This is a genomic window from Phytoamicus setariae, assembly GCF_016722925.1.
GTDB lineage: Bacteria > Pseudomonadota > Alphaproteobacteria > Rhizobiales > Rhizobiaceae > Rhizobium_E > Rhizobium_E setariae.
In genome coordinates this window covers 227,354-252,962 of the sequence record NZ_JAEQNC010000002.1, presented here as the reverse complement: position 1 = coordinate 252,962, position 25,609 = coordinate 227,354, and the positions used below count along the sequence as shown (strand labels likewise).

At 58.2% G+C, this 25,609-nt stretch carries 20 protein-coding genes and 1 tRNA gene; 8 read left to right on the top strand and 13 right to left on the bottom strand.

Going from position 1 to position 25,609, the window contains the following annotated elements; all coding sequences use genetic code 11:
• Window positions 1–21: 21 nt before the first annotated feature.
• The 3 genes from JJB09_RS03870 to rpoZ form a co-directional block, all read right to left on the bottom strand.
• Window positions 22–624, bottom strand: coding sequence for a hypothetical protein (locus JJB09_RS03870; RefSeq protein ID WP_201653382.1), 603 nt, complete (start codon window positions 622–624; stop codon window positions 22–24).
• A gap of 133 nt (window positions 625–757) precedes the next feature.
• Complete coding sequence (locus tag JJB09_RS03865) at window positions 758–2,989, bottom strand: RelA/SpoT family protein (protein WP_201653379.1); 2,232 nt, start codon at window positions 2,987–2,989, stop codon at window positions 758–760.
• Window positions 2,990–3,094: 105 nt separating this feature from the next.
• Window positions 3,095–3,496, bottom strand: coding sequence for a DNA-directed RNA polymerase subunit omega (gene rpoZ / locus JJB09_RS03860; RefSeq protein ID WP_201653376.1), 402 nt, complete (start codon window positions 3,494–3,496; stop codon window positions 3,095–3,097).
• 499 nt (window positions 3,497–3,995) lie between these two features.
• Here rpoZ and JJB09_RS03855 point away from each other — a divergent pair, with 499 nt between their 5' ends.
• On the top strand, window positions 3,996–4,577 hold the full coding sequence (locus tag JJB09_RS03855; RefSeq protein WP_201653373.1) for a LabA-like NYN domain-containing protein: 582 nt from the start codon (window positions 3,996–3,998) through the stop codon (window positions 4,575–4,577).
• 64 nt (window positions 4,578–4,641) lie between these two features.
• Here the strand turns inward: JJB09_RS03855 and smpB are convergent, their stop codons facing one another.
• Entirely contained in the window at window positions 4,642–5,121 is a 480-nt protein-coding gene (smpB, locus tag JJB09_RS03850) for an SsrA-binding protein SmpB (protein WP_201653370.1), read from the bottom strand.
• 1 nt (window position 5,122) lies between these two features.
• Window positions 5,123–6,007: a 4-hydroxy-tetrahydrodipicolinate synthase gene (gene dapA / locus JJB09_RS03845; RefSeq protein WP_201653367.1), complete on the bottom strand. Its 885-nt coding sequence runs from the start codon at window positions 6,005–6,007 to the stop codon at window positions 5,123–5,125.
• A gap of 220 nt (window positions 6,008–6,227) precedes the next feature.
• Between dapA and JJB09_RS03840 the strand changes: the two genes are divergently transcribed.
• Window positions 6,228–8,351, top strand: coding sequence for a lytic transglycosylase domain-containing protein (locus JJB09_RS03840; RefSeq protein ID WP_201653364.1), 2,124 nt, complete (start codon window positions 6,228–6,230; stop codon window positions 8,349–8,351).
• Between the two features lie 85 nt (window positions 8,352–8,436).
• Window positions 8,437–9,297 (top strand): alpha/beta fold hydrolase, encoded by an 861-nt coding sequence (locus JJB09_RS03835; RefSeq protein ID WP_201653361.1) that lies wholly within the window; start codon window positions 8,437–8,439, stop codon window positions 9,295–9,297.
• Between the two features lie 58 nt (window positions 9,298–9,355).
• Here JJB09_RS03835 and JJB09_RS03830 read toward each other — a convergent pair whose 3' ends face one another.
• Both JJB09_RS03830 and JJB09_RS03825 read right to left on the bottom strand, forming a co-directional pair.
• The gene (locus JJB09_RS03830) at window positions 9,356–10,444 is read right to left on the bottom strand and encodes a porin (protein WP_201653358.1); all 1,089 of its coding nucleotides are present in this window, start codon (window positions 10,442–10,444) and stop codon (window positions 9,356–9,358) included.
• A gap of 553 nt (window positions 10,445–10,997) precedes the next feature.
• Window positions 10,998–12,080 carry a porin gene (locus tag JJB09_RS03825; protein ID WP_201653355.1) on the bottom strand — a complete coding sequence of 361 codons (1,083 nt, stop codon included), beginning with the start codon at window positions 12,078–12,080 and terminating at the stop codon, window positions 10,998–11,000.
• 673 nt (window positions 12,081–12,753) lie between these two features.
• Between JJB09_RS03825 and JJB09_RS03820 the strand changes: the two genes are divergently transcribed.
• Window positions 12,754–12,843: transfer RNA gene (locus JJB09_RS03820), tRNA-Ser, on the top strand.
• 367 nt (window positions 12,844–13,210) lie between these two features.
• Here JJB09_RS03820 and JJB09_RS03815 read toward each other — a convergent pair.
• From JJB09_RS03815 to JJB09_RS03790, 6 genes are all read right to left on the bottom strand, one after another.
• Complete coding sequence (locus JJB09_RS03815) at window positions 13,211–13,465, bottom strand: YMGG-like glycine zipper-containing protein (protein ID WP_201653352.1); 255 nt, start codon at window positions 13,463–13,465, stop codon at window positions 13,211–13,213.
• Between the two features lie 392 nt (window positions 13,466–13,857).
• Window positions 13,858–15,831, bottom strand: a complete 1,974-nt coding sequence (locus tag JJB09_RS03810) for a copper amine oxidase (protein WP_201653349.1) — start codon at window positions 15,829–15,831, stop codon at window positions 13,858–13,860.
• Between the two features lie 50 nt (window positions 15,832–15,881).
• Window positions 15,882–17,012, bottom strand: a complete 1,131-nt coding sequence (locus JJB09_RS03805) for a class II histone deacetylase (RefSeq protein WP_201653346.1) — start codon at window positions 17,010–17,012, stop codon at window positions 15,882–15,884.
• A 77-nt stretch (window positions 17,013–17,089) separates the two neighbouring features.
• Window positions 17,090–18,496 (bottom strand): aldehyde dehydrogenase family protein, encoded by a 1,407-nt coding sequence (locus JJB09_RS03800; protein ID WP_201653343.1) that lies wholly within the window; start codon window positions 18,494–18,496, stop codon window positions 17,090–17,092.
• Window positions 18,497–18,608: 112 nt separating this feature from the next.
• Window positions 18,609–19,532, bottom strand: coding sequence for a helix-turn-helix domain-containing protein (locus tag JJB09_RS03795; protein WP_201653340.1), 924 nt, complete (start codon window positions 19,530–19,532; stop codon window positions 18,609–18,611).
• Between the two features lie 174 nt (window positions 19,533–19,706).
• The gene (locus tag JJB09_RS03790) at window positions 19,707–21,143 is read right to left on the bottom strand and encodes a coniferyl aldehyde dehydrogenase (RefSeq protein ID WP_201653337.1); all 1,437 of its coding nucleotides are present in this window, start codon (window positions 21,141–21,143) and stop codon (window positions 19,707–19,709) included.
• A gap of 263 nt (window positions 21,144–21,406) precedes the next feature.
• Between JJB09_RS03790 and msrB the strand changes: the two genes are divergently transcribed.
• The 4 genes from msrB (at window position 21,407) to JJB09_RS03770 (ending at window position 25,538) form a co-directional block, all read left to right on the top strand.
• Window positions 21,407–21,907, top strand: coding sequence for a peptide-methionine (R)-S-oxide reductase MsrB (gene msrB, locus JJB09_RS03785; RefSeq protein WP_201653334.1), 501 nt, complete (start codon window positions 21,407–21,409; stop codon window positions 21,905–21,907).
• A 34-nt stretch (window positions 21,908–21,941) separates the two neighbouring features.
• Entirely contained in the window at window positions 21,942–22,676 is a 735-nt protein-coding gene (msrA, locus tag JJB09_RS03780) for a peptide-methionine (S)-S-oxide reductase MsrA (RefSeq protein ID WP_201653331.1), read from the top strand.
• A gap of 177 nt (window positions 22,677–22,853) precedes the next feature.
• Window positions 22,854–23,960 carry a calcium:cation antiporter gene (locus tag JJB09_RS03775; protein ID WP_201654159.1) on the top strand — a complete coding sequence of 369 codons (1,107 nt, stop codon included), beginning with the start codon at window positions 22,854–22,856 and terminating at the stop codon, window positions 23,958–23,960.
• Window positions 23,961–24,062: 102 nt separating this feature from the next.
• Window positions 24,063–25,538 carry a protein adenylyltransferase SelO gene (locus JJB09_RS03770; RefSeq protein WP_201653329.1) on the top strand — a complete coding sequence of 492 codons (1,476 nt, stop codon included), beginning with the start codon at window positions 24,063–24,065 and terminating at the stop codon, window positions 25,536–25,538.
• The last annotated feature ends 71 nt before the right edge of the window (window positions 25,539–25,609 follow it).

Below are 25,609 nucleotides of genomic sequence, written 5' to 3'. Positions count from 1 at the left end.
TTCCTTTGCCGATGCGGTCATTCAATGCGTGATTGCACCCTTGAGAACCCTGCCCTTGAGATCGTCATCATAGATCACCGCCGCGCAATCCTTGAGCGCCGTGCGATCGAGGCGGAAGAGCTTGTCGTCGGAGCCGAAACGGGCCGCATTGGGCAATTCCGCATCAGTCTCATCGCCGGTCTCGGCGGGGTCGAACAGGCGAACGCTTTCCGGTATCTCCACCAGCAGCGACATGTCGTTCTTCACGCGAACGCCGAGATGTCCGCCATCGCATTCGACGCCACAACCGAGCGCCGACTTTCCCTCAGCGTTGACACCGCAACTCCCCGAAACCTGAAAGGGCTTTTCGAGTTGGCGGAAATTTACCTGCATGCTGAGACTGTAGTAGGGATCAGAGCCTTCCTGCTTACTCACATAGACCAACATGTCAGTGACATTCTGCTCGGGATGACCAGCAAGATGCGCCTTGGTGTAGTGCCTGACGAAACATGCATTTGCAGCCTCGATGCCGGGGTCTCGGCCAAAGATCCGGATGACATCAGACGCACCGTCGGCAAAGGCAGAAACCGGAAAAGCCATCAATATCGACGCAACGCGAAGGGCATTCGGGAAGGATTGGCGCATAAGAGGCTCCGGGCCGGCTCACAAGACAGACGAACTCTATTTCATGACGGCCGAGCGCGGAAGAGTATTCGCCGTCAGACGGGTTGGAGAGCAGAATGCGCATCTGCCCCACTCCGGTCAGAACAGAGAGCACTCAGTCGAAAACGCGCGTCACCGTCGAGATGCAATTGAGATCCTTCAGCTGCGCGATGATGTGGCTCAGTTGCCTGAGGTCCCAGACTTCAAGGTCGAATGCCATTTCGGTGAAGTCGGGAGCGACGCGCACCATGGACAGCGTGCGGATATTGACATCTGCCGTGCCAATCGCCTGCGCGACCGTGGCCAGCGTGCCCGGTTCGTTGATGGCATTGACCAGCACGCGCGCCATGAACCGAGACTTATTGGCTTCGTCGAGATCCCAGCGGATGTCGATCCAACGCTCCGGCTCTTCGTCGAATTTCTGCAATGCCGGCGCCTGGATAGGATAGATGGTAATCCCGTGCTTGCCGTCATGGATGCCGACGATCCGATCACCGGGAACCGCGCCAGACGGTGCAAAATGCACGTCGATATCGCTGCTGAGCCCCCGGAACGGCTGTGTTTGTTCATCGAGCCCATGCAGGACCTCGCCGGTGATGCGCGATTTCTGCCCTTCAGGAATCCTGAACATCATGCCGTGGGCGCTGCGGACGTTGAACCAGCCCTCCTCGACGGACTGGCGAACGGTCACGCGCTCATCCTGATAATCAGGATAGACGGCCTTCAGCACATCGAGCGAGGACATCTCGCCACGCCCCACGGCAGCAATCGCGTCCTCGACCTCCTTGTGACCCAGCCGGTGAAGCGCCGGCTTCATGATGTCGCGCGAAAACACTTTACCTGCACGCTCGAATGTCCGTTCGAGGATCCGCAGTCCGAGCCCGGAATATTGCTTGCGGATCGCCAGTCGGGTCGCACGCCGGATCGCCGAACGGGCCTTGCCGGTAACGACGATTTCTTCCCATGCCGCCGGCGGCACCTGAACGCCAGAACGGATGATTTCGACTTCGTCACCATTGTTGAGGCGGGTGACCAACGGCATGATCCGCCCGTTGATCTTCGCGCCAACGCAAGTATCGCCGACATTGGTGTGCACGGCATAGGCAAAATCGATGGGCGTGGCGCCACGTGGCAGCGCGATCAGCTTGCCCTTGGGGGTGAAACAGAACACCTGGTCCTGGAATAGTTCCAGCTTTGTATGTTCGAGGAACTCCTCGGGGTTATCGCCCTCGGCGAGCGATTCAATCGTCAAACGGAGCCATGAATAGGCGTTGGACTGCTTCGTGGTCGCGCCGTTGGTTTCCTGATTGGCCCCATCCTTGTAGAGCGAATGGGCGGCAATACCGTATTCGGCGATTTCGTGCATGCGCTGGGTGCGGATCTGCAGCTCGATGCGCTGGCGCGCCGGCCCGACGATAGTCGTGTGCAGCGACTGGTAGTCATTCTGCTTGGGATTGGAGATATAGTCCTTGAAGCGGCCCGGCACGACGCGCCAGCGCGTGTGGACGATGCCAAGCGCCTTGTAGCAATGCGGCACTTCGTCGACCAGCACGCGGAAACCGTAGACATCCGAAAGCTGTTCGAAGGAAAGCGACTTGGACTGCATCTTGCGGAAGACCGAGTAGGCCTTTTTCTGCCGCCCTTTTACAACAGCCTTGTCCAGCCCGTTGGCGGCCAGTAGTTCGGTCAGCTCGGTCTCGATCTTGCGGACCAGATCGGCGTTGCGCTCGGATAATTCCTCAAGCCGCTTGGAAATCGTCCGGTGCGCTTCCGGATTGATATGGCGGAAGGACAGCTCCTCCAGTTCGTCACGCATATCCTGCATACCCATGCGGCCGGCGAGCGGCGCATAGATGTCCATCGTCTCCTCGGAGATGCGCGCGCGCTTCTCCGCGCTCATGTGGTCGAGCGTGCGCATGTTGTGCAGGCGGTCGGCAAGCTTGACCAGCAGCACTCGGGCGTCGTCAGAGATCGCCAGCAAAAGTTTGCGCAGGTTTTCGGCCTGCTTGGCCTTGCGGGAAACGAGATCAAGCTTCTTGATCTTCGTCAGTCCCTCCACCAGCCGGCCGATATCCTCGCCGAACAGCCGGTCGATCTCGTCACGGGTCGCGGTGGTGTCCTCGATCGTATCGTGCAGGAGCGCGACCGCTATGGTCGACTCGTCCAGATGCATGTCCGTCAGGATTGCTGCGACTTCGAGGGGGTGAGAAATGTAGGGGTCGCCGCTGGCGCGCTTTTGCATGCCATGTTTCTGCATGGCGTAGACATAGGCTTTGTTCAGCAGTGCTTCATTGACGTTTGGCTTGTACTTTTGAACGCGCTCGACGAGCTCGTATTGCCGCATCATTGAAAGGCTGCTCCAACAAATTAAAATAAATCAGGCGCCGATCATAAGACCGACGCCTGAATTCGCAATCTGCTTACCGGACTTCCGGCAACTTATTGGCAGAAATCAATAGTCGTCGTTCTTTTCCGGCGGAACCAGTCCTTCGATACCGGCCAGAAGCTCCTCTTCCGACATCTGGTCGAAATTGATGGTTTCCGGCTGTTCGTCGTCCATGTCGGCGCTGTCGGCCTGGGCTTCGCCCGGGATCATCGCCGATGCATCGGGTTCCGGCTCGTCGACTTCCACATGCTTCTGCAGCGAATGGATCAGATCTTCCTTGAGATCGCCCGGCGACAGCATTTCGTCGGCGATTTCGCGAAGCGCCACGACAGGGTTCTTGTCATTGTCGCGATCGATGGTGATCGGCGCGCCCTGCGAAATCAGGCGGGCACGGTGGCTGGCAAGCAGCACCAGCTCAAACCGGTTATCAACCTTGTCAATGCAATCCTCAACTGTGACGCGGGCCATTGCCTGTCCTTATATAGTGTCATCGTGTCAGCTTATCCGGCGAGCCGATACAGGCTTCCCGCGACAATTTCAAGACATCAATGCGGCATTCCTTAAAAATCCCGTTACGGCACATGCCGGAAGGGGCGTGTGCAACAAACATAGCACGCTAGAAAAACAAATTGGAACCTATTTCGATGGTTGTAGTTTAATATTGCAGCCGCAGAGAATCCTCTTCGGCAGGCGAATTCCTGACCGCTCCAATAAGGGCTGAATGAGCAACCGCACAATCTACATGTAAGCGCAAACAATAGTTCGGAGATTCAAATCCGGCACAGTTTTATAAACGTATAATTTCCGAATGTTCTCGAATTTCCCCTTGGAAATGGCGCAATGGTACTCTAAAGGACGACTTATATGAATGATTCATAAAGTGTCCGGTTTGCTCACAGAGCGAGTCGACTGCTCGTGTCGCCTATTGAACGCAGCACACAAATCAGACAACCTAACAGGACGAAACATGTTTGATCCTCGCGAGAAAATTGCATTATTTATTGATGGCGCCAATCTATATGCCGCCTCGAAGAGCCTCGGGTTCGACATCGACTACCGAAAACTCCTCAAGGCTTTTCAGAAGCGTGGCTATTTGTTGCGCGCCTATTATTACACGGCCCTCATCGAAGATCAGGAATATTCCTCCATCCGCCCGCTGATCGACTGGCTGGACTACAACGGCTACAAGGTGATCACCAAGCCGGCCAAGGAATTCACCGATTCTCTCGGCCGCCGGAAAATCAAGGGCAACATGGACATCGAGCTCGCGATCGATGCGATGGAACAGTCCGAAGTTGTCGACCACCTGGTGATTTTCTCCGGCGACGGCGATTTCACGACGCTCGTCGAGGCGCTGCAGCGCAAGGGTCGCAAGGTTTCGGTCGTGTCAACCATGGCCACGCAGCCACCAATGATCGCCGACGACCTGCGCCGACAGGCCGACCACTTTATCGATCTGATGACCCTGAAGGGCGAAGTCGGCCGGGATCCCTCCGAACGCCCGGTTCGTCCAGTCGAGCCGGTGCACGACGATGCGGATGACGTCTGAACCTTCAACACAAATATGACTGGAAAAGAAAAGGCACCCCTGGGGGTGCCTTTTCTCGTTTCCGTTATCCGCGGTCGCGGAGCAACCGGCCCTTTTCACGGTTCCAATCGCGTTCCCTCTCGGTCTCGCGCTTGTCGTGCAGCTTCTTGCCCTTGGCAAGTGCAAGCTCGAGCTTTGCCCGACCCTGTTCATTGAAATAGACCTTCAATGGAATCAGCGTCATGCCTTCGCGGGAGATGCCGACGCGCAGCCGACCGATTTCCTTGGCCGACAACAGCAACTTACGCGGCCGACGCGGCGCATGGTTGAACCTGTTGGCTTGCAGATATTCAGGCAGGTAGGAATTGATCAGCCAGATCTCGCCATTTTCGTCGCTGGCATAGGACTCGGCGATGTTGGCCTTGCCCTCGCGCAACGATTTGACCTCCGTGCCGGTCAGCATGATGCCGGCTTCGTAGGTGTCGACGATTTCATAATTGTAACGGGCCTTGCGGTTTTCCGCGACAATCTTCCGGACCGTGCTCGGCCTGCCCTTGTGCGTCATATCAATTCATAAGAGCGGCATGGTTCAATGCAGCGTCGATCGCGGCTTCGGTGGCCGGCTCAAGGCCGGACACGAGCGGCGAACGAACCGTGCGGCTCATCCTTCCGAGTTTCGAGAGTGCATACTTGGCCCCGCAGACGCCTGGCTCCATGAAGATCGCCTTGTGCAGCGGCATCAGGCGGTCCTGGTATTCGAGGGCCCGGGCATAATCGCCGGCAAGCAACGCCGCCTGGAACTCGGCGCAAAGACGCGGTGCGACATTAGCGGTGACCGAAATGCAGCCGACGCCCCCATGCGCGTTGAAGCCGAGTGCTGTGGCATCTTCACCCGAAAGCTGGATGAAATCCTTGCCGCAGGTGATGCGCTGTTCGGAAACACGCTCGATCTTGCCAGTGGCGTCCTTGACGCCGACGATGTTCTTGTGGGCGGCAGCGAGCTTGCCCATCGTCTCGGGAGACATGTCGACCACCGAACGGGGCGGGATATTGTAGATGATGATCGGCGTCTTGACCGCCTCGGCAATCGCCGAAAAATGCGCGATCATGCCCTTCTGGGTGGGTCTGTTGTAATAGGGCGTGACAACCAGAAGCCCTTCGGCACCCGCCTTTTCAGCATGGCGCGCGAGCTCGATTGCCTCGACCGTGTTATTGGAGCCTGCACCCGCGATGACCGGCACGCGCTTGTTGGCCACCTCAATGCAGAGTTCGACGACACGTTTGTGCTCGGCGTGCGAAAGGGTCGGCGATTCACCCGTGGTGCCGACAGGAACCAGGCCGGCGCTGCCCTCGGCGATCTGCCATTCCACATGTGCGGCAAAAGCATCTTCATCGACGCTGCCGTCATTCTTGAACGGGGTCAAAAGTGCGGGAATGGAACCCTTGAACATGAAACAACTCCTGATCGGGCATTTTCAGCCCATGCTTTGGCCGCAATCCTCAATTACGGAAGCACGGACCTTATATAAGGCGGCATTTACCAGCAAGCGGATTTGAAGCGCTTCTATCCACCTTTTGGATCGGAGAAAAGGCGAAAACAACAATTTTTACCATCCGTTAACTGCGCTGCCGGCAAGAATTGCCGATGTGTTGGATGGCCGGAGCAACGGAATGAAACAAGCGCTCATTGCGATTGCTGTACTGGCTGCTGGCGGAGGCACCGTTTGGGCCCTGCTCGGCAGCCAGCCCGAACCGGTGGAAACGCTCCCCGACACATCCATCGCCACCCTGTCGATCAAATCCGACCGCATCGACAAGCCAGTCAAGGCACTGGCCGTCAAGCCCAGGCAACTGATGCTCGAACCATCAGGACTTGATGCCAATGTCGTTGCCAAGCCGAAAGCAGATCCGGTTCCAAGCGCGACTTTGACGCTCGGCCTCAAGGCACTGTCCATACGTGACAGCCTGAAAGCCATTGCTGCTCGCGATCAGCTAGCCCCCAACACAATCGAATGGAAAACGCTGACCTGGGCAATTGCGGTGTCGGGTCAAACAGCGGTGCCGGCCACCGAACTCGCGATGGCGCGCGGAGCGCTGGCGGACTGGCCCGCCCTCTCCGACATCGACACCAATTACGAGCAGGCGCTCTATCGCGAATACACCGATGCGCAACTGGCTCTTTCCGCTTTCGCCGACCGCCTGCCGCAGACACCGGAAGGCGCAATCATTCTTTCCCGCGCAGCACTCGCAACCGGGGACAAGGCCCGCGCCCAACGGATTCTCCGGTCGTTGTGGCACGACAAGATCCTCGACGCACAGATCGAAGACAAGGTCATCGCCGAGTTCGGCACGCTGCTTGACGGCAATGATCACCGCCAGCGGATGGTTCGCCTGCTGTTTGCCGAAAAGCTGTCCCAGGCAAAACGCTTTTCCGAAATGGCTAAATCGGAATCGCTCTACGAAGCTTTTTCCGCGGTTTCGCGAAAATCCAAGGATCGCAAGCAGTTGCTTGCTGCCGTCGACAAGAAATGGCGCACCGAACCTGCCTTTGTCTACGCATCCATCAAGTACTTGCGTCAGGCTAAACGGTTTGAAGAAGCAGCAACGTTGTTTGAGAAAATGCCTCGAGAAGCTGGTCTTCTCGGTGATCCCAGCGCCTGGTGGGTGGAAGCCAGAATCGTCAGCCGAGGGTTGATGGATGTCGGCGATGCAAAGGCTGCTTACCGGTTGGCGAGCGCGCACGTCGCTCAATCACCAACAGATATCGCAGAAGCCGAATTCCACGCCGGATGGTATGCCCTCCGCGGGCTGAAGAACTACAAGGATGCCGCGAGTCATTTCCGGGTACTGCTGCAATCGAGCGCCAGGGCGCACGACCAGGCGCGCGGCTACTACTGGCTCGGCCGCACTGCGCAGGCCAGCAAGACCGAAGATGCAAAGGTATTCTACAGCAAGGCGGCACTCTATCCCGCGACCTTCTATGGTCAGCTTGCTGCCGCAAAATTGAAGACGCCGATCATGCCTGCCGCGCGCTATCAGCAAGGGCTGGAGATCATGCTTTCTTTTTCCAGCAAGCCGGAGATGCAAGCCATTACCCTGCTTGAGAAAACGGGACAGGATGGCCGGGCCCGCCGCATGTACCTTGCGCTCGCACGCAGCCTCGAAAGCCCTAGCGAATTGCAGGCACTTGCCGAATACGCATTGAAGAAACACGGGCCGTCGCTGGCGCTGGCAATCGGCAAAGCCGCGCTCAAGCAGGGCCACGACCCTGGATTGGCGGCGTTTCCACTCGGCGCCATCCCGGAAACTGCCGACATATCCGGCGCCGGAAAAGCGCTCGCCTATGCAATTGCGCGCCAAGAAAGCGCGTTCAACCCGTCAGCTGTATCCCCAGCCAATGCCAAGGGATTGCTTCAGATTTTGCCTTCGACCGCCAAGAAGGTCGCGCAGAAGTATCAGTTGGCCTATGCGGAGGAAAAGCTGGTGGATGATCCCGCATTCAACGCCACGCTGGGGTCGCACTATCTGGGCGAACAGATCAGCAAGTTCGATGGCTCTTACGTGCTGACCTTCGCCGCATACAATGCGGGCCCCGGACGAATCCCGCAATGGATCAAGCGCTACGGCGATCCGCGCGGCAAGGATATCGACGCTGTCGTTGACTGGGTGGAAAATATCCCGTTCCAGGAGACGCGCGACTACGTCCAACGCGTCATGGAAAACTACCAAGTCTACAAGAGTCTGTTGAACCAGGAGGCGGATATCGCCGCCGACCTGACAGCCGGACGCCGGTAAACACCGGGTCCGAATCGCAAGCGGCCTTGACGGGCCGCGCTACTTGCGGGTTTTCTAGGCCAAATGCATCAGCAAAGGCCTAGCAATGTCAGAATCCCGGTTCCAACCTTTTCATTTTTCCTCCGACGATGGCTTGAAGCTTTACGGTCGCGACTATCCCTGCCCTTCTAGCTCCACTCCTCCGGTTGTCTGCCTGCCTGGCCTGACGCGTAACAGTCGGGACTTCCATTCTCTGGCCGCGAAACTTCAATCCGAGGGGCTTCGAATCATCACCCTCGACTATCGGGGGCGGGGGCAATCGGAGTGGGATCCGAACAAGGCTAACTACAACATCATGCGCGAGGCGCAGGACGTCCTCGCCGCACTCGACCATCTCGGCATCGAGAAAGCTAGGTTCATCGGGACATCGCGCGGCGGTCTGATTCTGCACATGCTGGGCAACATGGCGCCGGACCGAATTATCTCGATGATCTTCAATGACATCGGGCCGGTGATCGAGAGTGATGGGCTGCGGCATATCCGCGATTATCTCTCGGAAAAGCCGCCCTACCCTTCCCTGGGCGCGGCGATAGAATCACTCGTTTCGATACATCGAGCGGAGTTTCCGGCCCTGTCAGATTGTGATTGGCAGGATATGGCAAGCGCCATTTACCGGCAGACCGAACTCGGCTGGATAGTGGACTTCGATCCAGCCCTTGCCGAGCCATTGAAAACGATCGACTTTTCGCAACAGCTCCCGGATCTATGGTCGCAGTTCGAACTGCTGAAAGCCATCCCCTTGCTGGTCGTCCGGGGAGAACATTCGCGGCTGCTTTCAGAAAAGACCGTATCCGAGATGCTGGAACGCCACTCGAAGTCCTTTGCCGCTGTGGCATTGGGCCAAGGCCATGCGCCGCTGCTTCATCTGGACAGCATCTATGCGGCAGTCTCTCGGTTTCTAAAATGATTTCCTCAAAACAGAAAAGGCCCGGGAAACCCGGGCCTTTCCATCCAATCCGTAAGGATTAGAACGAGCGCTGGAAGCGAAGCATACCAGACTTGGTCTTCGGGCCATTGTCCTGATCGGAATAGGCGCCTTCGAGCAGAACGGAGAAGCCAGAAGCAACTTCCCAGTTCACGTCGCCAACGATACGCCAGCTGCCGTTATCCCACCATTGAATGTCCTTCGCGAGGGTAATAGTGTCGGTAACCTTGGCCTGGAGACCAACGATCGCGCTGAAACCATCGTAGTTGAAGTAGATGTTCTGGTCGCTGTTCGAGTAGAGGCCCATGACGCGGACGCCGAACATGCCGAAGTTACCAGCAACGAGCTTCTTGACTGCGAACGCTTCAGCCGATTCGTCGTAAGCAACACCACCGGCAACCTGCCAGTCGCCGAACGTACCGGACACACCGGCGCTTACGTCAGGCATGTACTTACGGCCGCGGTTCAGATCGTTGAGATCCTTGCCGCTGTGCGCTTCGCCGTTGTAGATAACGCCGTCAACGTCCGAAGTGCTGTAGTATTCGTCAGCATCGTTGTCGAGCGAGATGTAGGCCTTCCACGAACCGAAGTCGGCAGTGTAGCTGATGTACTGGCGAGAATCCGGGTAGTTCCAATCCGACGTGTAAACGCCGCCGTCATCCGTGAAGCCGCCGTAACCGAAGAACTTCGCCCACTGGCTGTCGAAGTTGCCGAATTCGAGGCCACCGATGCCGAAGGTGTAGTACCAATGCAGGTAGTCAGCAGCGCCGCCGCCAGAAATGTCGCTACCGTTGTTGTACTGTTCGCCCTGGATACGGATCCAGCTGTAAACCGTGCCCCACTCGGAGTCGTTACGAGCTTCGGCGTCGAGCTTGATACGACCATGGTTGTCGTACTGAGTGCTATCGCCACCAACCTTCTGGAAGCGCTTTTCGTAACGAACCTGGCCACCGATCTTGAGGCAGGTTTCGGTGCCGGGGATGTAGAAGTAGCCGGTGCCGTAAGCGTCGCAAACCTTAACGTATTCCATCGGTTCCGGCTCAGCAGCGACGACAGCGTCTGCAGCCTGAGCACCGGAAACAACTGCCAGAGCAGCTGCGGAGCCGAGAAGAAGGCTCTTAATGTTCATTTCTGACCTCCAGTCAAAACGTTTCAATCGGGTATGGGTCTTATTTTCGCTGAAGGACAGCATTCCCTGCCCCATCCCATTTTTGTTGAAGACATCGGGCTGGCCCGTCGCTTCGAATGTGATCATAGACGGGCGAACCGGTTACGCAACGCAGATCTGCACAAACGCAAACCCAATTCCCGTTCTTCAACACGCCATGTTACAAAAATGACACAAAATCGCCCTGCCCCGCCCAAAAGTTGATGGTTTCTTAAGAATTACTAACAGGACGTTAATAAAATCAGACACTTAAGTCGTACCCTGAAATCACTTGTGACCCCACGGCAGCTGCGAAACCGGCTAAATCCAGGCCCTCGGCGGCAGTCGGCGCCCGTTGGCGGTTACATTCCCAACGCCGCATCGACGACTTTGACGGATACAATCGGGGCTCACAAGGAGAATCGAAGATGCGGTTACGTGCGATTCCCTCGACGTAGATAGAGGCCTGGCAACGCCGATTCACAAAAAAGGCCCGGAGAACCGGGCCTTTCGTTGAGCGAAGCAGGATGAGCGATCAAAACTTGCGCTGGAAGCGCAGCATGCCCTGCTTGGTCTTCACGTCATAGCGATCGGCATAAATGCCTTCGAACAGCACGGAGAAACCGGAAGCAACCTTCCACTCCGCGTCGCCAACAATGCGCCAGTCTCCATTATCCCAGAACTGGATGTCCTTGGAGAGGATGACCGAGTCGGTCACCGTGGCCTGGAGGCCGAGGATTGCGCTGAAGCCATCGTAGTTGAAGAAGATGTTCTGATAACTGTCGGACCAGAAGCCGAGAGCGCGGACGCCGAACATTCCAAATTCGCCGGCGACGACACCCTTGACCGCAACCGATTCTGCGGATTCGTCATAGGCAACGTTGGCACCGACGAGCCAATCATTGAACTCCGTCGAGACACCAGCGGTCACGTCGGGCATATATTTGCGACCGCGGTTGAGATCATTGAGATCTTTGTCGCTATGGGACTCACCGCGATAGATTTTGCCGCCGACGTCGGACGTGTCATAATATTCGTCGGCGTCATTATCGAGCGACACATAGACCTTCGTGGAGCCGAATTCAGCGGTGTAGCTGACATACTGACGGGAATCAGGGAAATCGTCATCGGACTGGTAGATGCCACCATCATCGGTGAAACCGGTGCCGAGGAACTTCTTCCACTGGCTGTCCCAGTTGCCAAACTCGGCCCCGCCGATGCCGAAGTAATAGTACCACTTCAAGGCCGCCGCCGGATCGGAGCCGGCAGCATCGTTACCATTGTTGACCTGATCTCCCTGGAGACGAATCCAGCTATAGACGGTGCCCCACTCCGAATCGTTGCGCGATTCAACGTCGAAACGAATGCGGCCATGATTGTCATAGACGGAATCGGCATCGCCGGTTTTCTTGATGCGCTTCTCATAACGAAGCGTGGCGCCGATCTTCAGGCAGGTTTCCGTGCCCGGGATATAGAAGAAGCCTGTGCCATAGGCGTCGCACACCTTTACATATTCCATCTGCTCCGGCTCGGCCGCGACGACGGCGTCGGCAGCCTGGGCGCCGGATACGACCGCCAGTGCGGCCGCGGAGCCAAGGAGAAGGCTCTTGATGTTCATTTTCTGACCTCCAGAAATAAATACTTTTCATTCATGCTTGGTCACGAAAGCAACCGCCCCCGCATGAACATTGATTCCAGCTCGCAGGATCATCCCTGCTGCCGATGCGAAATTAGCTTTTTCGAACATCGACTCAATGGTAGCGCCCGCTAAAACATGTTCTTGCAGCTCTGAACAGAATGCAACGTTGCATTTATGCTACAATTTCTATGGATTATATGCACGGGAAGATGGCCGCTCGAAACTGATGTCTCGCCGGATACAAACCCAATTCAAGACAGGCACTTAGCCTACCCGGACGGCCGTGAGTTTTCGGCCTGCAAACGATCCTGCTACTGGCTCTGGCGAGTCATGGAATGAGGGATGGCAAGCAACTGATGTCGGGGCGTGCCTAGCAGTTCGGCAAGAAGCTTTTGTGACAAAACGACCTGCCTGGGCGAGACAGGAAATGTATTTTTCAAACACTGACGACCGGGAAGTGTTACACCTGTATTGAGAACCCTGCCCGGCGAGAGCCGCGAGATCCGCGAGATCCGCCGACATTCGGCGCAGTTATCTCGATCGGTATGCAGTGCTCGCAAAAGCAGTCGAAGCGACGGATTGCCGGGAAAACATCGACCACCATGAAAAACCGCTTGATTGCCCAAAGCAAACCACCTATCAGGGCGTCAACGGAGAGGTGGCCGAGTGGTCGAAGGCGCTCCCCTGCTAAGGGAGTATACCCGGAAGGGTATCGTGGGTTCGAATCCCATCTTCTCCGCCATCCCCTTTATTTAATTTAATTTTTTGACCAAATTATTCGGTTTCCGCAAACCGAAATAAGGCACGTTTTTAGACGCCTTCAGGCACTTTGCTGATTTTGTGCTGTAAATTTTCCGCACGCATTTTAGTCATCGGCAAGTGGATGGCGGCTTGTTTGCTAGAATCACCCCCTCGAATCCCGCCGGCCTCCTGGAATTGTGGTAGCGGGTCGGTACGCTGTGACACACCGACTCGCCTTCGCGCATGCCCTTTTCCTCCAGTGCGCGAGACAGTAGCGATGTTGCTGGCGACCGGCATCCACCGGCCAGCTTTGAATTCCCACAGTGTGGATAGTGGAACACACGCCGTTACGAAAGGTCGGGCTGCAGTTACCGGCAGCGAGCCTCGAACTTGCGACCATATCGATCCCGGTAGATACAATATCCGCGATGCTCGCGAGAGTGGCCAATAAGCGCGCCTGCAACGCCACCAGCCGCTGCGCCGATGGCCGCGCCTTGCCAGCTATTGCTGACAACGCCACCAATGATGGCGCCCGAAGTAGCGCCGATTGCGGTCCCTCGCTCCGTTTGCGTGCAAGACGCGAGGATACCAACCATTCCAAGCGCAATCATGAGCTTTCGCATGTTTTCGCCCTCCTTGAAAATACCAAGGACAGCATCTGCGCAATTATTCGGATTGTCTATAGTGCAGACGGATGGTTTTACACCCTACTCTCCCGCAGCTTCATAAATATCAAGGTCAAGTGGCCAACAGTTTCAATAACTTACGAAAAAAGGCGGGCATCTTTTCCGCCATCAGACCTTCATTGATTTCATTGAGTTTTTAGAGACTCGGTTTGGGTTTGTACCCAAGACTGTACCCGGAGGCTTTCGAATGTACTTCACGCGTCATGGCAACGGCCGGCAACATCAGTGTAGACTTCTGATGCAAGACCGAACCGTTGGAGCGGATGCCCAACGGTTCAAGTCTTCGTGAGCGGGCTGTCGTGGGCTGCGCTCGCCCATCTCGTGCGGCATCATTTCCGTAATGTCATCGCCGGATTATGGGCGAAGAAATTGTGCGGCATGATGTGCACCGTCTTCCATTCCGTCGACATGACAGGCCAGTCCTCCATGCGCGGAATGTGATGGAAACCAGCCGAGAACCAGGTGACGATATCCTTGCCCATCAGCGGTTTGTCGGCCTTGACCCATTCGGCAAGCGTGTCGGAACCGTCGCTCTGCATGGCATATTTGCCGCCCGCATAGCGCTGATCCGGATCGTAGACCGTGTTCCAGACGGAATATTCAATATAGGCGTTGCGCTTCATCGGCGGATCGTTGGCGAAATCGAACGGGCCGTAGGAAACATCGCCGTGATGGATCATGTAGGCCGGTTCATGCGCCAGATACCCCTCGCGGGCCGGGTCGGAAATCATGAAGTAGCGCGGCTGCATCGAAGACAGCTTGTAGCGCGCCTCGAGTTCCGTGTTGGGCATCTTGTGCTCGACCGTCCACATCGACTTGCGCGGGCTGGCCGGGTCCATCTTGGCCGGAACGATATCCATGGTCGAGAAATGGTTGACCGGCTGATCGACGTCGAAGTCGATGCGGAAGTTGAAGTAATGGTCATGGTTGGCCGCCACCAGATTCGGCGCGATCAGCGTGCCGTGGGCGGTATCGGCCTTGGCGGTCGGATCCTTCATCGATGTCGAGGCAACGCCCTTGACTGCATCGAGACCGGTCGCGCCGACATAGATGTTGACCTGGCCGTTCTGCTGCAGGCGATAATCGATGAGGTAATCGTAATTGCCGACTTCCGAGGCGGTACGCACCACCAGTTCCGTCGCAGGACGACCTTCGGCGGGAATGGGCTTTTCCGGTGTCTGAGCAAACACCTCGAAATGCCGCCAGGCCGGATCGCCGATGCTGCGTTCGAAGACGCAGATCGCGTTGGGGATTTCCAACGGATTGCCCTTGTCGTCGGCGATCGTGGCCGGCAGGAAGGTTGCATTGGCCGGGCAATCGATGCCTGCCGTCAGCGGGCTCAGAAACAGGCCGAAACCATATTCCCCGCTGTCCATGTAGGTGCGCCAGTACCAGCCTTCGGTCGGGTCCATGTAGGGTACGAAGACCTCGGAAAGATGCGCCTGGTAGATCACCGAACGCCAGGTGCCGCCGTCGTTGACGTCGAGATTGGAGATGACCAGGCCGGGGCGCTTGTCGACCCGGAAGTTGAGCCGCCAGATATCCCATTCGAGATGGCTGCCGTCGAGCTTGTAGTTGGGGCCGCCTTCCTGGGTCATCGTCACCTTGTTCATCTTCGGCCGCAGCGGCGTGCGGGCGGCCACTTCCTCTTCGGTGTAACCCCAATTGTCCTTGGGAACGTCAACCGCGCCGGTGTCGATCACGCGCACGACGCTCTTCTTACCGATGTCGTAGATGGCAAACAGTCCCTCGATCGGCTTGGCGTAGAAATTGGAGCCTTCGGGGACACGGTAGCAAGGCACCTTCATCAGGCGCGAATTCTTATATTCCTCGGTGAAAAAATTGCCGCCGGTCAGCGGCAGGCAGAATGCCTGCTCGGGCTTCAGCCCGCGCTTGGCAAGGCCTGCGACCATTTCGGGGTTGCCGAGGACGCCCTGCAGCGCGTCCATGAACTCGGTGAACAGCACCATCGGCTGACCCTTTATGGCCTCGTTGCTTTCAACTTTGCCCTGGGTGATGTTGACGATCGCCTCCTTGAAGCCGTCGGGGCTGGTGAACTGCACCATCGCCTTGCGGTCCAGCGCGTCACCCTGCTTCCATTTCAGCACGTCGGCCTTGGCGGGTTCCTTCAACTCGATCAGCGGGAAGAGCGTGTCGTCATTGGCGATCTTCCCGTCTTTCAGGATCTTGTTGATGCGCTGATATTCTTCCGCCGTCAGTCCGTCGAGCGGATGGGCGGATGCCGCCGACGCCATAAGCGAGAGCGCGAGCGCGGCGGTGGCAAGATGTTGTATTCGTTTCATATCCGTTCCCTCTTGATCTTTTCGGCGGACAGGCGATCCGCCGCTTCTTCTCATTCCGCGGGGATGGCCGCGGGGATCTTTGCCGCCACTGCCATCTCGTCGATCAACTGCTTCTGGAAGGCGACGACCCGCTCCGACGGCTGCTGGAGCGTGAAGAACTCCAGCTCGGGGTCGGCGACCGCGGTCGTCTCGCCGCTCAGTGCCTCCAGCAGGCCCTGGCCGCAGAAGGGCACATAAGCTTCCGAATAGCCGCCCTCGTGCACGACGACCAACCGGCCCTGGCACAACCTCGCGGCTGTTTCCTTCATCATCGTCGTCAGCGCGCGGTAACTGCCGCTGTGCAGCAACATGCGCGCCAGCGGATCGACGGCATTGGCATCGAGCCCGCTGGCGACGACGATGAGTTCCGGCCGGTATTGTTCAAGGGCCGGAATCACCATCTTCTCGAAGGCGTAGATATAGGCCTCATGACCGCTGCCGGCAGGCAGCGGAATGTTGAGATTGTAGCCGAGGCCTGCCCCTTCGCCGCGGTCCTCGGCACCGCTGTAGCCCGGCGGGAAGCAACGATCCTGATGGATCGAGATGGTCAGCGTATCGGCGCGACCATAGTAGATCGACTGCGTTCCGTTGCCGTGATGGACGTCCCAGTCGACCACTGCGACGCGCGACAGTCCGTGCTTGCGCCGCGCGGCTTCGATGGCGATGGGGATATTGGCGAGCAGGCAGAAGCCCATCGGCATATCGGCGAGGCAGTGATGACCGGCCGGCCGGCACAAGGCATAGGCATTCTCCATACGGCCGGAGAGCACCTCATCGATGGCCGTGCGCGCCAGACCCGCCGAAACCTGCGCAATTTCGAATCCTCCCTTGCTGAAGGGCGCGAGCATGCCGAGGTCGCCGCCGCCAGCATCGCTAGCGGACTTGAAGCGTTCGAGATAACCAGCCGGATGCACGCGCTGCATTTCCTCCCAAGTGACCGGTGAGGATTCAGGCATGACCAGTTTCGCGGTCAGGCCCGAGACCGTCGCAAGGTTGAGCAGCCGGCGCTTGGAGTCCGGCGTGTCGGCGCCGTAGCTCCCCGTCGGCGGCTGGACCCAGTCACCGATGGGTATGAAGAGCGACTGGACCCCTGTCGAATGCCAGAATGTGCGCTCGTCCGTATAGAACCCGGTTTTTCCCATGGGTATCAATCCTCCTGAATGATGCATCCTGTTGAACTTTTCAGCCTGCTGGCCCCGCAAATGCGGAACCTGCCTTCTCAGCTGAAAATCACCTGAATGTCGGTGTACTCCTCCAGTCCTTCCTCACCGAACTCGACACCGAGACCCGACGCCTTGACGCCGCCGAACGGCGCGTTCGGCTGTATGGCGCCGTGCTTGTTGATCCAGACCGAACCGCATTGCATTCTACCGGCAACCTTTTTCGCGGCTTCGATATCGGACGACCAGACGGATCCGCCGAGCCCGTTTTCGCTGTCGTTGGCCATGGCGATTGCGTCTTCGACATTGCTATAGGCAATGACCGGCAGAGCGGGGCCGAACTGCTCTTCGTCGACCAGCGGATCGCCATTGCTGAGGCCCGATACGATCGTCGGCGGGTAGAACAGTCCCTTGCCCGCTTGGCCGCCGAGAAGCACCTTGCCGCGCTTTGCCGCATCGGCCACCAGACGCGACACCTTGTCGAATTGCATGCGGTTCTGGATGGGACCAAGGATGCTGCTTTCGTTCATGCCGTCGCCGACCGGAATGTTGCGGGCAAATGCCACCAGCGCGTCGCAGACCGCATCATGAATGGATTCATGCACATAGAGGCGCTTCATCGCCGCGCAAGTCTGACCGTTGTTGATGAAGGCGCCCCAGAACAGGCCTTCGGCGATCGCTTGCGGATCGGCATCGGGCAGGACGATGGCCGCGTCGTTGCCGCCCATTTCCAGCGTCAGGCGCTTCATTGTCGATGCCGCGGACTGCATGATCTTCTGGCCGGTCCCGCACGAACCGGTAAAGACGATCTTGCGGATACCGGGATGGGCCGACATCGCTGCGCCGAGGTTGAACGCCTTGTCGTCGCCTGTGACGACATTGACCACGCCGGGCGGCAGCACTTCGTTGATGATCTCGACCAACCGCAGCGTCGAAAGCGGCGTATGGGGCGACGGCTTGATCACCACGGTATTGCCGGTCCTGAGCGCCGGCATGACGTGCCAGATGGCAATCATCACCGGAAAATTCCATGGCGTGATCGAGCCGACCACCCCGACAGGCTTGCGATGCAATTCCAGCCGACCCTGCTCATTGTCCTGCAACACCTTGACCGGCAGCGACAGGCCCGTCGTGTAGCCGGCCCAAGCGGCCGCGCCGCCCATTTCCCAGCGCGAACCAAGCCCATTGAGCGGCTTGCCCTGTTCGAGCGTAATGATCTCCGCCAATTCCTCGGCATGCTGCTGGATTTTTTCCGTCACGGCCGCGCAGGCGGCCTGGAGTTGCTCGTCAGACTTCGCAGACCACGATGGAAAGGCTGCATTGGCTGCGGCCACTGCAGCATCGAGATCTGCCTGCCCGAGATTCGGAGCCCGGCCTGCTTCCGCGCCAGTGGACGGATTGGCCACGACGAATGCGTCCGCTCCAGAAACGGGCTTGCCGCCGATCGTTGCACTGTATTGCTTCATTGTCCTTCTCCTCCCGTTGCATCCGCCTCAGGCGGAGCAATTCGTGTTGGATACTAGGACGTCAAATAGCCGGCGGCTTGGACAGAACCGTCCGGAGCTTTGGAGAATTCCGTCAATGGCAGCGCAAAACCGCACCCGGCGTCATGCCGTATTTCTTTCGAAACTCCCGATAGAAGTAGGAAAGGTCGTTGAAGCCGCAATCGAAAGCGATCGAGGCGATGCCATCGGCCTGCTGTCCCGGCTGGCGTGTCTCGAGACGCATCCGGGCGAGTTCCAGCCTCCGGCCAAGCAAACGATGACCCGGCGTCTCGCCAATCGGCTGGAAATGCCGTTGCAGCATCCGGTCGGAAACATTGAGACGGCCGGCCAGTTCGCGGGGCCCGAAGAAGGGGTCAGCCGCATGCCGTTCGATCAGCGCCAGTGCGCGCGACAGCAGCGTCTGCGTGACATTGACCGTCCCGCGCAGCCCCTGAAAATAGGCGCCCAGCAAGCTCAGGAACGCCTCGCTGAGCTGCGGTGACACGACCGGCGCAGTATACATCTTGGCGATGACCGCACGCATGGCAAGCCAGAGCGGGTCCTGCCGGTCGATTGGCACGCCACCGGTGCAGATATTACCGAAACGGGAAAGCATGTCGCTACGCGGCAGGTGCACGGAGATCTGGTTCGAACGCTCACCGCCGTAGTTGAATGAGGAAGGCCTGACCGAATCTACGATGAACATATCGCCGGGCGTCAGCATCGATGAGGTGCCATTCTGCTCGACCCGGCAGTGCCCCTCGTCCTGCAGCAGAAGAAACAGGTGTTCGCCCGGATCATGACGGATCGATTGCGAAGAGCGCTGAACGTGCTTTGCATCCAGCGCCACGATGGCGGTCTCGAACGTGCCGATGCGCCGCGTGGCGACGTCCCCGCACACCAGCCCCATATTCTTCACCATCGGTTCGAGCGTGAAGACGCCACAAACCTTTCGAATTTCATCCCTGATGATTTCGACCGGAACCGGATTGTGTATTGCCGTGACAAGCGACTGCATCCCTTCATCCTCCCCAAAGAATGTTGCCGCAAAGCTGAATGTTCGTGGTGGCTCCTCAACCGCCGGCGCTATAATTGTCTGACCGATCGGTTAAAGCAAGGCATGCGAGGATTCTTTAGCTGTTCAATCGCCAATGTTTTGCTGCTGTGCCGGGCGCTGGAGAAAATCTGCCGTTCAGCCGAAGCGTTTGAGGATCTTCAGAAGGAACCGGGAGAACCGACCATAGGGCGGGTAAAGGAGGCTACCGGCCGAGAGACGGGCTTGCAGGAATACCGGCTTTTCCTTCGACATGGCGCGGAAACCGAGCTCGCCGTGATAGTGGCCGTACCCCGACTGGCCGACGCCGCCAAAGGGCAACCCCTCCTGGGCGAGATGCACGATCGTGTCGTTGATCGTCACGCCGCCGGAAATCGTACCGTTCAACACCTTGTCCCTTGCCGCATGGTCCCTGCCGAACCAGTAAAGAGCCAGTGGCCGATCCCGCTTGTTGACGAAGCCGATGGCGTCCTCAAGCGTGTCGTAGCCGATTATCGGCAAGATCGGCCCGAAGATCTCCTCCTGCATCACGGCCATCTCGGCATTAACGTTCAACAGCGCCGTTGGCGCAAAAATCCGCACGGCAGTATCCGATCCACCCACCAATTCCACTGTCTTCGCACCTCTGGAAACTGCATCGGCAACCAGATCATTCAGCCGCTGGAAGTGTCGGTCGCTGACAATACTGGTATAGTCCGGGTTGCCGGCCGTCTTAGGATATTGCGCCTTTGCGCGTTCCGACAAATGGGCTGTGAACTCGTCCACCAGCGCCTTCGGCACCAGCGCATAGTCAGGAGCGACGCATGTCTGGCCGGAGTTCAGGAGCTTGCCCCATGCAAGCCGGTTTGCCGCGAGCTTGAGATCGGCCGAGGCATCGATGATTGCCGGCGACTTGCCGCCCAGTTCCAGCGTCACCGGCGTCAGGTTTCGTGCGGCCGCCTGCGCGACGATCCGGCCGACAGCTGTCGAACCGGTGAACAGCAGATGATCAAAGGGCAAGGTCGAAAATGCCTTGGCCACGTCAGGGCCGCCAGTGACCACGACCACTTCGTCCTCGGCAAAAGCTTGCGAGACCGCCTGCCTCAGCACATCGGCAAATCGCGGCGTCAATTCGGAAGGTTTCAACATGGCCCTGTTGCCTGCCGCCAGGGCGCCTACCAGCGGGTTCAGCACCAGTTGCAGCGGGTAGTTCCACGGCGCGACGATGCCGACGACACCGAGCGGCTGGATCATGATGCGCGCGCGGCCGGGCTTGAAGGTCCAGCTGACGCCGACATTTCGAGGCCGCATCCACGCGCGTAGGTGGCGCTTGGCATGGCGGATCGCGGCACGTGTCACCAAGGTTTCGGTGAGCGCCGTCACGATGTGCGAGCGAATGCCGAAATCGGCCGCGATGGCATCTGCAAAGCTTCGTTCATTTTGCACAATCATCCGGTCAAGACGGGCAAGACGATCGAGACGCAAGGCAATTACGGGATTCATATCGCGCTGGACGGCCGCCTTTTGGCGATCGAGCAGGACAGTGAGTTGTGTGTCGAGTGGCCGCTCTTCAGCAATTGCGGACAGCTTGTTCATGAACACCCGATCTCCCAGCACGAACCTTCCGCCGCCGGATGCGGCAGGACCTTTCCCGCATGGATACAAGGATCAGCCGCTCGCGTCAAAGTGGCCGTTTGGGCAGGGCGCAGCAACCGCAAAAACGGAACCGTTCAAGTTTTCGGGATCTGGCGTGTCGGTTATGTCAACTGCAATTGATTTCACAGTGATGCTGAAACTGTGCGACCTTGCGGCTCGTATCAAGGTCATTCGCCCGGTGCGAAATGACAAGGAGACCCGCGATGTTCCGACGAAGACAGATCCTGAAATCGGGTGCCATGCTTGGGGTTGTCGCCATGTTTCCCGAGACCATGTTTTCATTGGTCTCGCAAGTGCTGGCCGCAGGCAGCGACAAGGTCACGCATTCCGATGCGGAGTGGCAGAAATTGTTGACTGTGGACCAGTACCAGGTGCTGCGGCAGGCAGGAACGGAACGGCCCTTTACCAGCCCGCTACTTGACGAGCATCGCTCTGGCAACTTCAACTGCGCCGGTTGCGACCTGCCGCTCTTTTCTTCCAAAACCAAGTTCGATAGCGGCACTGGCTGGCCGAGTTTCTGGAAGCCGCTCAACAATGCAGTGGCAACCAAAGGCGACCAATCATTCGGAATGGTGCGGTCTGCTGTCGAATGTCGTCGTTGTGAAGGTCATCTCGGTCACGTGTTCGATGATGGCCCGCAACCGACAGGTCTGCGCTACTGCATCAACGGCGTCGCCCTCAAATTCGCGGCTGCGGCCGCCTGAGACATTGGCGACCAAGTCCGGAAAGGATACCGAAATGAACAAGGCTTCAATCGCCAAACTGTTTTTCGTCCGTTGGATGACACGCGGCGCGCTCGTGGCATCGTCTCTTGCCGTGGCACTCGCGCTTGCGCACCGGCCGGCAATCGCCGAGGAGGGTATCGTCATTCCAGCGCCTAAGCTTGACATGCAACGATCTGCAAAATTGGAAACCGCGGTGCTTGCCGGCGGATGCTTCTGGGGAATTCAGGGTGTGTTCCAGCATGTGACCGGCGTCGTCGACGCCACCTCCGGCTATGCCGGCGGCTCGAAGGCGGATGCCGTCTACGATATCGTCGGAACGGGCACGACCGGTCATGCCGAAGCCGTCAAGATCACCTTCGATCCGTCAAAGATCAGCTACGGACGACTGCTGCAAATCTACTTTTCCGCCTCCCACGACCCGACCCAGTTGAACCGCCAGGGGCCGGACAAGGGCACGCAGTACCGTACGGCCATCTTCCCAACCAATGACGAACAGGCGAGCGTCGCAAAAGCCTATATAGCCCAACTCGACAGCGCCAAGGTTTTTGAAAGACCAATCGTGACCAAAGTCGAACCGGGCAAGGCATTCTTTGTCGCGGAGGATTATCATCAGAACTTTCTCGAGCTCAATCCGACCTATCCCTATATCGCCTATGTCGACATGCCGAAGATCGAAAACCTGAAGCGTCTTTTCCCTGGGGAATACAGGCAAAAGCCTGTGCTGGTGAAAATCTCCACGGCCAACTGAGGCCAGCACGCTCGGCTGCCTGAAGCAACTGCGGTTGCGTCTCGACACGACGACCAAATCAGTTGTTAATAGGACGAAGAGAATGGTCGGGCCGCTCGCATGACCATCCCTCGAAGTCGGTTTCAGGCGGGCGACAAACAAGGACGACGATCGATGGCGGATGCGCTCGGCGGCAACATGTTGAGCAAGGAGCGCATTTTCGTTTTGCCCATCCTCGCCGGCGCAGCAGCCTATTTCTACGAGCATGACATTCTTGCTCATGGCAAGCTGGCAAGTCTGGTTGTCGCCGCCATTCTCGTCATCGCCATCGTGATCGCCTCGGTTCGCGTTGCCAAGCACGCCGAACACCTCGCCAAGCGTGTCGGCGATCCGTACGGCACGATGATCCTGACGCTTTCGGCAGTCCTGGTCGAAGTGATCGTGCTTGCGATCATGTTGATGGGAGACAGCTCGCCGACCCTGGTGCGCGATACGATTTACGCCGCCGTGATGCTCGACATCAATGGCATTCTCGGACTGGCCGCGCTGCTCGGCGGGCTCAGGTTCGGCGAACAGCCCTACAACAACGATTCCGGCAAAACCTATGGGGTGATGATCCTGACGGCCATGGGGATTTCCATGGTGGTGCCTGAATTCGTCCCCGCATCCAAGTGGCACTATTACTCAGCATTCACCGTCTGCGCGATGATCACGCTCTATGCGTTGTTCCTCCGCATGCAGGTGGGCGCGCACAGCTATTTCTTCAGCTATGCCTACACCGACGACATCGACGAGGACGAAGATGCCACTCCGGAGGCGCCGGCTCCCAAAATGCAGCCTGCCCCCGAGCTTCCCGCCGCGGTGTCCATCGGCATCATTCTTTTCGGGGTGGTGGTGATCGGTTTTCTCGCGGAGCTGATGTCGACACTGCTTTCAAGCGGCCTAGAAGGAACTGGCGCACCGCCGGCGCTGATGGCAATCGTGGTGGCTGCTATTTCGGCTGCGCCCGAAATATTGACGGCGTTGCGGGCAGCCCTGCGCAATCGCATGCAGGCCGTCGTCAACATCGCCATGGGCGCTTCGCTGTCGACCGTAATCCTGACGGTGCCGGTGATGGAAGCGCTCGCGCTGTTTACCGGCCAGCCGCTGACAATGGCGATGTCGCCGGTACAGACGGTCATGGTGACGCTGACGTTGATAGCCGCAGCCATCAACCTCAACGACGGCGAAACGAATGCCATCGAGGGGATGACGCATTTCGTTCTCTTTGCCACCTTCATCATGCTGACCGTCGTCGGTTTGTAGGTCTCTCCATCCGTTCCGCGCCGGTAAAGTGCACCCAGTTGCCGCACGGGTCACAGATGCTTATCTATAGGAAGACTGATTTGAGAGCCGAAAGCAGACGATATGTTGGGACTGAGCCATAGTTATTCGACCTTGCCAGAACGCTTCTTCGCGCAGGTTCTGCCGAGCCGCGTGGCAGATCCCCGGATGATCAAGTACAACAGGCAACTTGCCGCGGAACTCGGGCCGGATTGGGCGGCGCTGGATGATACCCAAGCTGCGGCAATCCTTGCCGGCAACGAGGTTCCAGAGGGCGCAAAACCCATTTCGATGGCCTATGCCGGGCACCAGTTCGGCTCCTTCGTGCCGCAACTCGGCGATGGCCGGGCGATCCTGCTGGGCGAAGTCGTCGATACAAAGGGCGTACGCCTCGATGTCCAGCTGAAGGGTGCTGGCCGCACGCCTTATTCGCGCGGCGGCGACGGCCGTGCCGCACTTGGTCCGGTGCTTCGCGAATATCTCGTCAGCGAGGCGATGCATGCAATGGGCATCCCGACCACGCGCGCGCTGGCCGCCGTCATGACCGGTGACCCCGTCTACCGTGAAATGCCGCTTCCGGGCGCGGTGCTGACGCGCGTGGCGCGCAGCCATGTCAGGGTGGGCACGTTCCAGTTCTTTGCCGCGCGCGGCGATACTGAAGGCTTGAAGGCACTCGCCGACTATGTGATCGACCGCCTTTATCCAGAGATCAAGGGCACGAAAAACCCCTCCCTCGCCTTGCTCGTGGCGGTTGCCACGCGCCAAGCGCAGCTGGTCGCGCAGTGGCTGCATATCGGTTTCATTCATGGTGTGATGAACACCGACAATTCCTCTATTTCGGGCGAGACGATCGATTTCGGCCCCTGCGCCTTCATGGAGGCTTACAACCCGACAACCGTGTTCAGTTCGATCGATCGGGGCGGCCGCTATGCCTATCAGAACCAGCCAGGCATCGCCCAATGGAACATGGCCAGATTGGCTGAAACGCTGTTGCCGCTGATTGATGCCGACATCGACAAATCGGTCGAGAGCGCCAATCAGGCCGTGATCGCCTTTGCGGAGACCTTCAATACGAGCTGGCTGGCCGGGATGCGCCGGAAGCTGGGCCTGCGGACGACCGAAGACGAGGACAAGGCGCTGATCGACGCTTTTCTCAATGTGCAGTTGGTCAACCGGGCCGACTTCACCCTAGCCTTCCGCCGTCTTTCCGACGCTGCTGAGGGGCCAGAATTTGAAGGGGCATTTCTCGCCCTGATGAATGAGGACCGCGCGTCTGCGAAAAACTGGCTCGCCAGCTGGCGGGCTCGGCTGAGCCGTGAGACGATGTCCGGGGAAGCGCGCGCCCGTGCGATGCACGCCACCAACCCGATTTACATTCCCCGCAACCACCTGATAGAGGAGGCAATTCAATCGGCCACGCAGGGCGCCGATTTCAGCCCGTTCGAAACGCTGGACACGGTGCTTTCGCATCCTTTCCGGGAAGACCCCGATGTGCCCGTGCGTTACACTTTACCCGCAGAACCGAACGAACGCGTGCTGCAGACATTCTGCGGCACCTGAGGCAAAACTCAGTCCTGTTATCTCAGCCCGTATCCACATTATCGGAACCATTGCGGTGATCGCGACGTTGA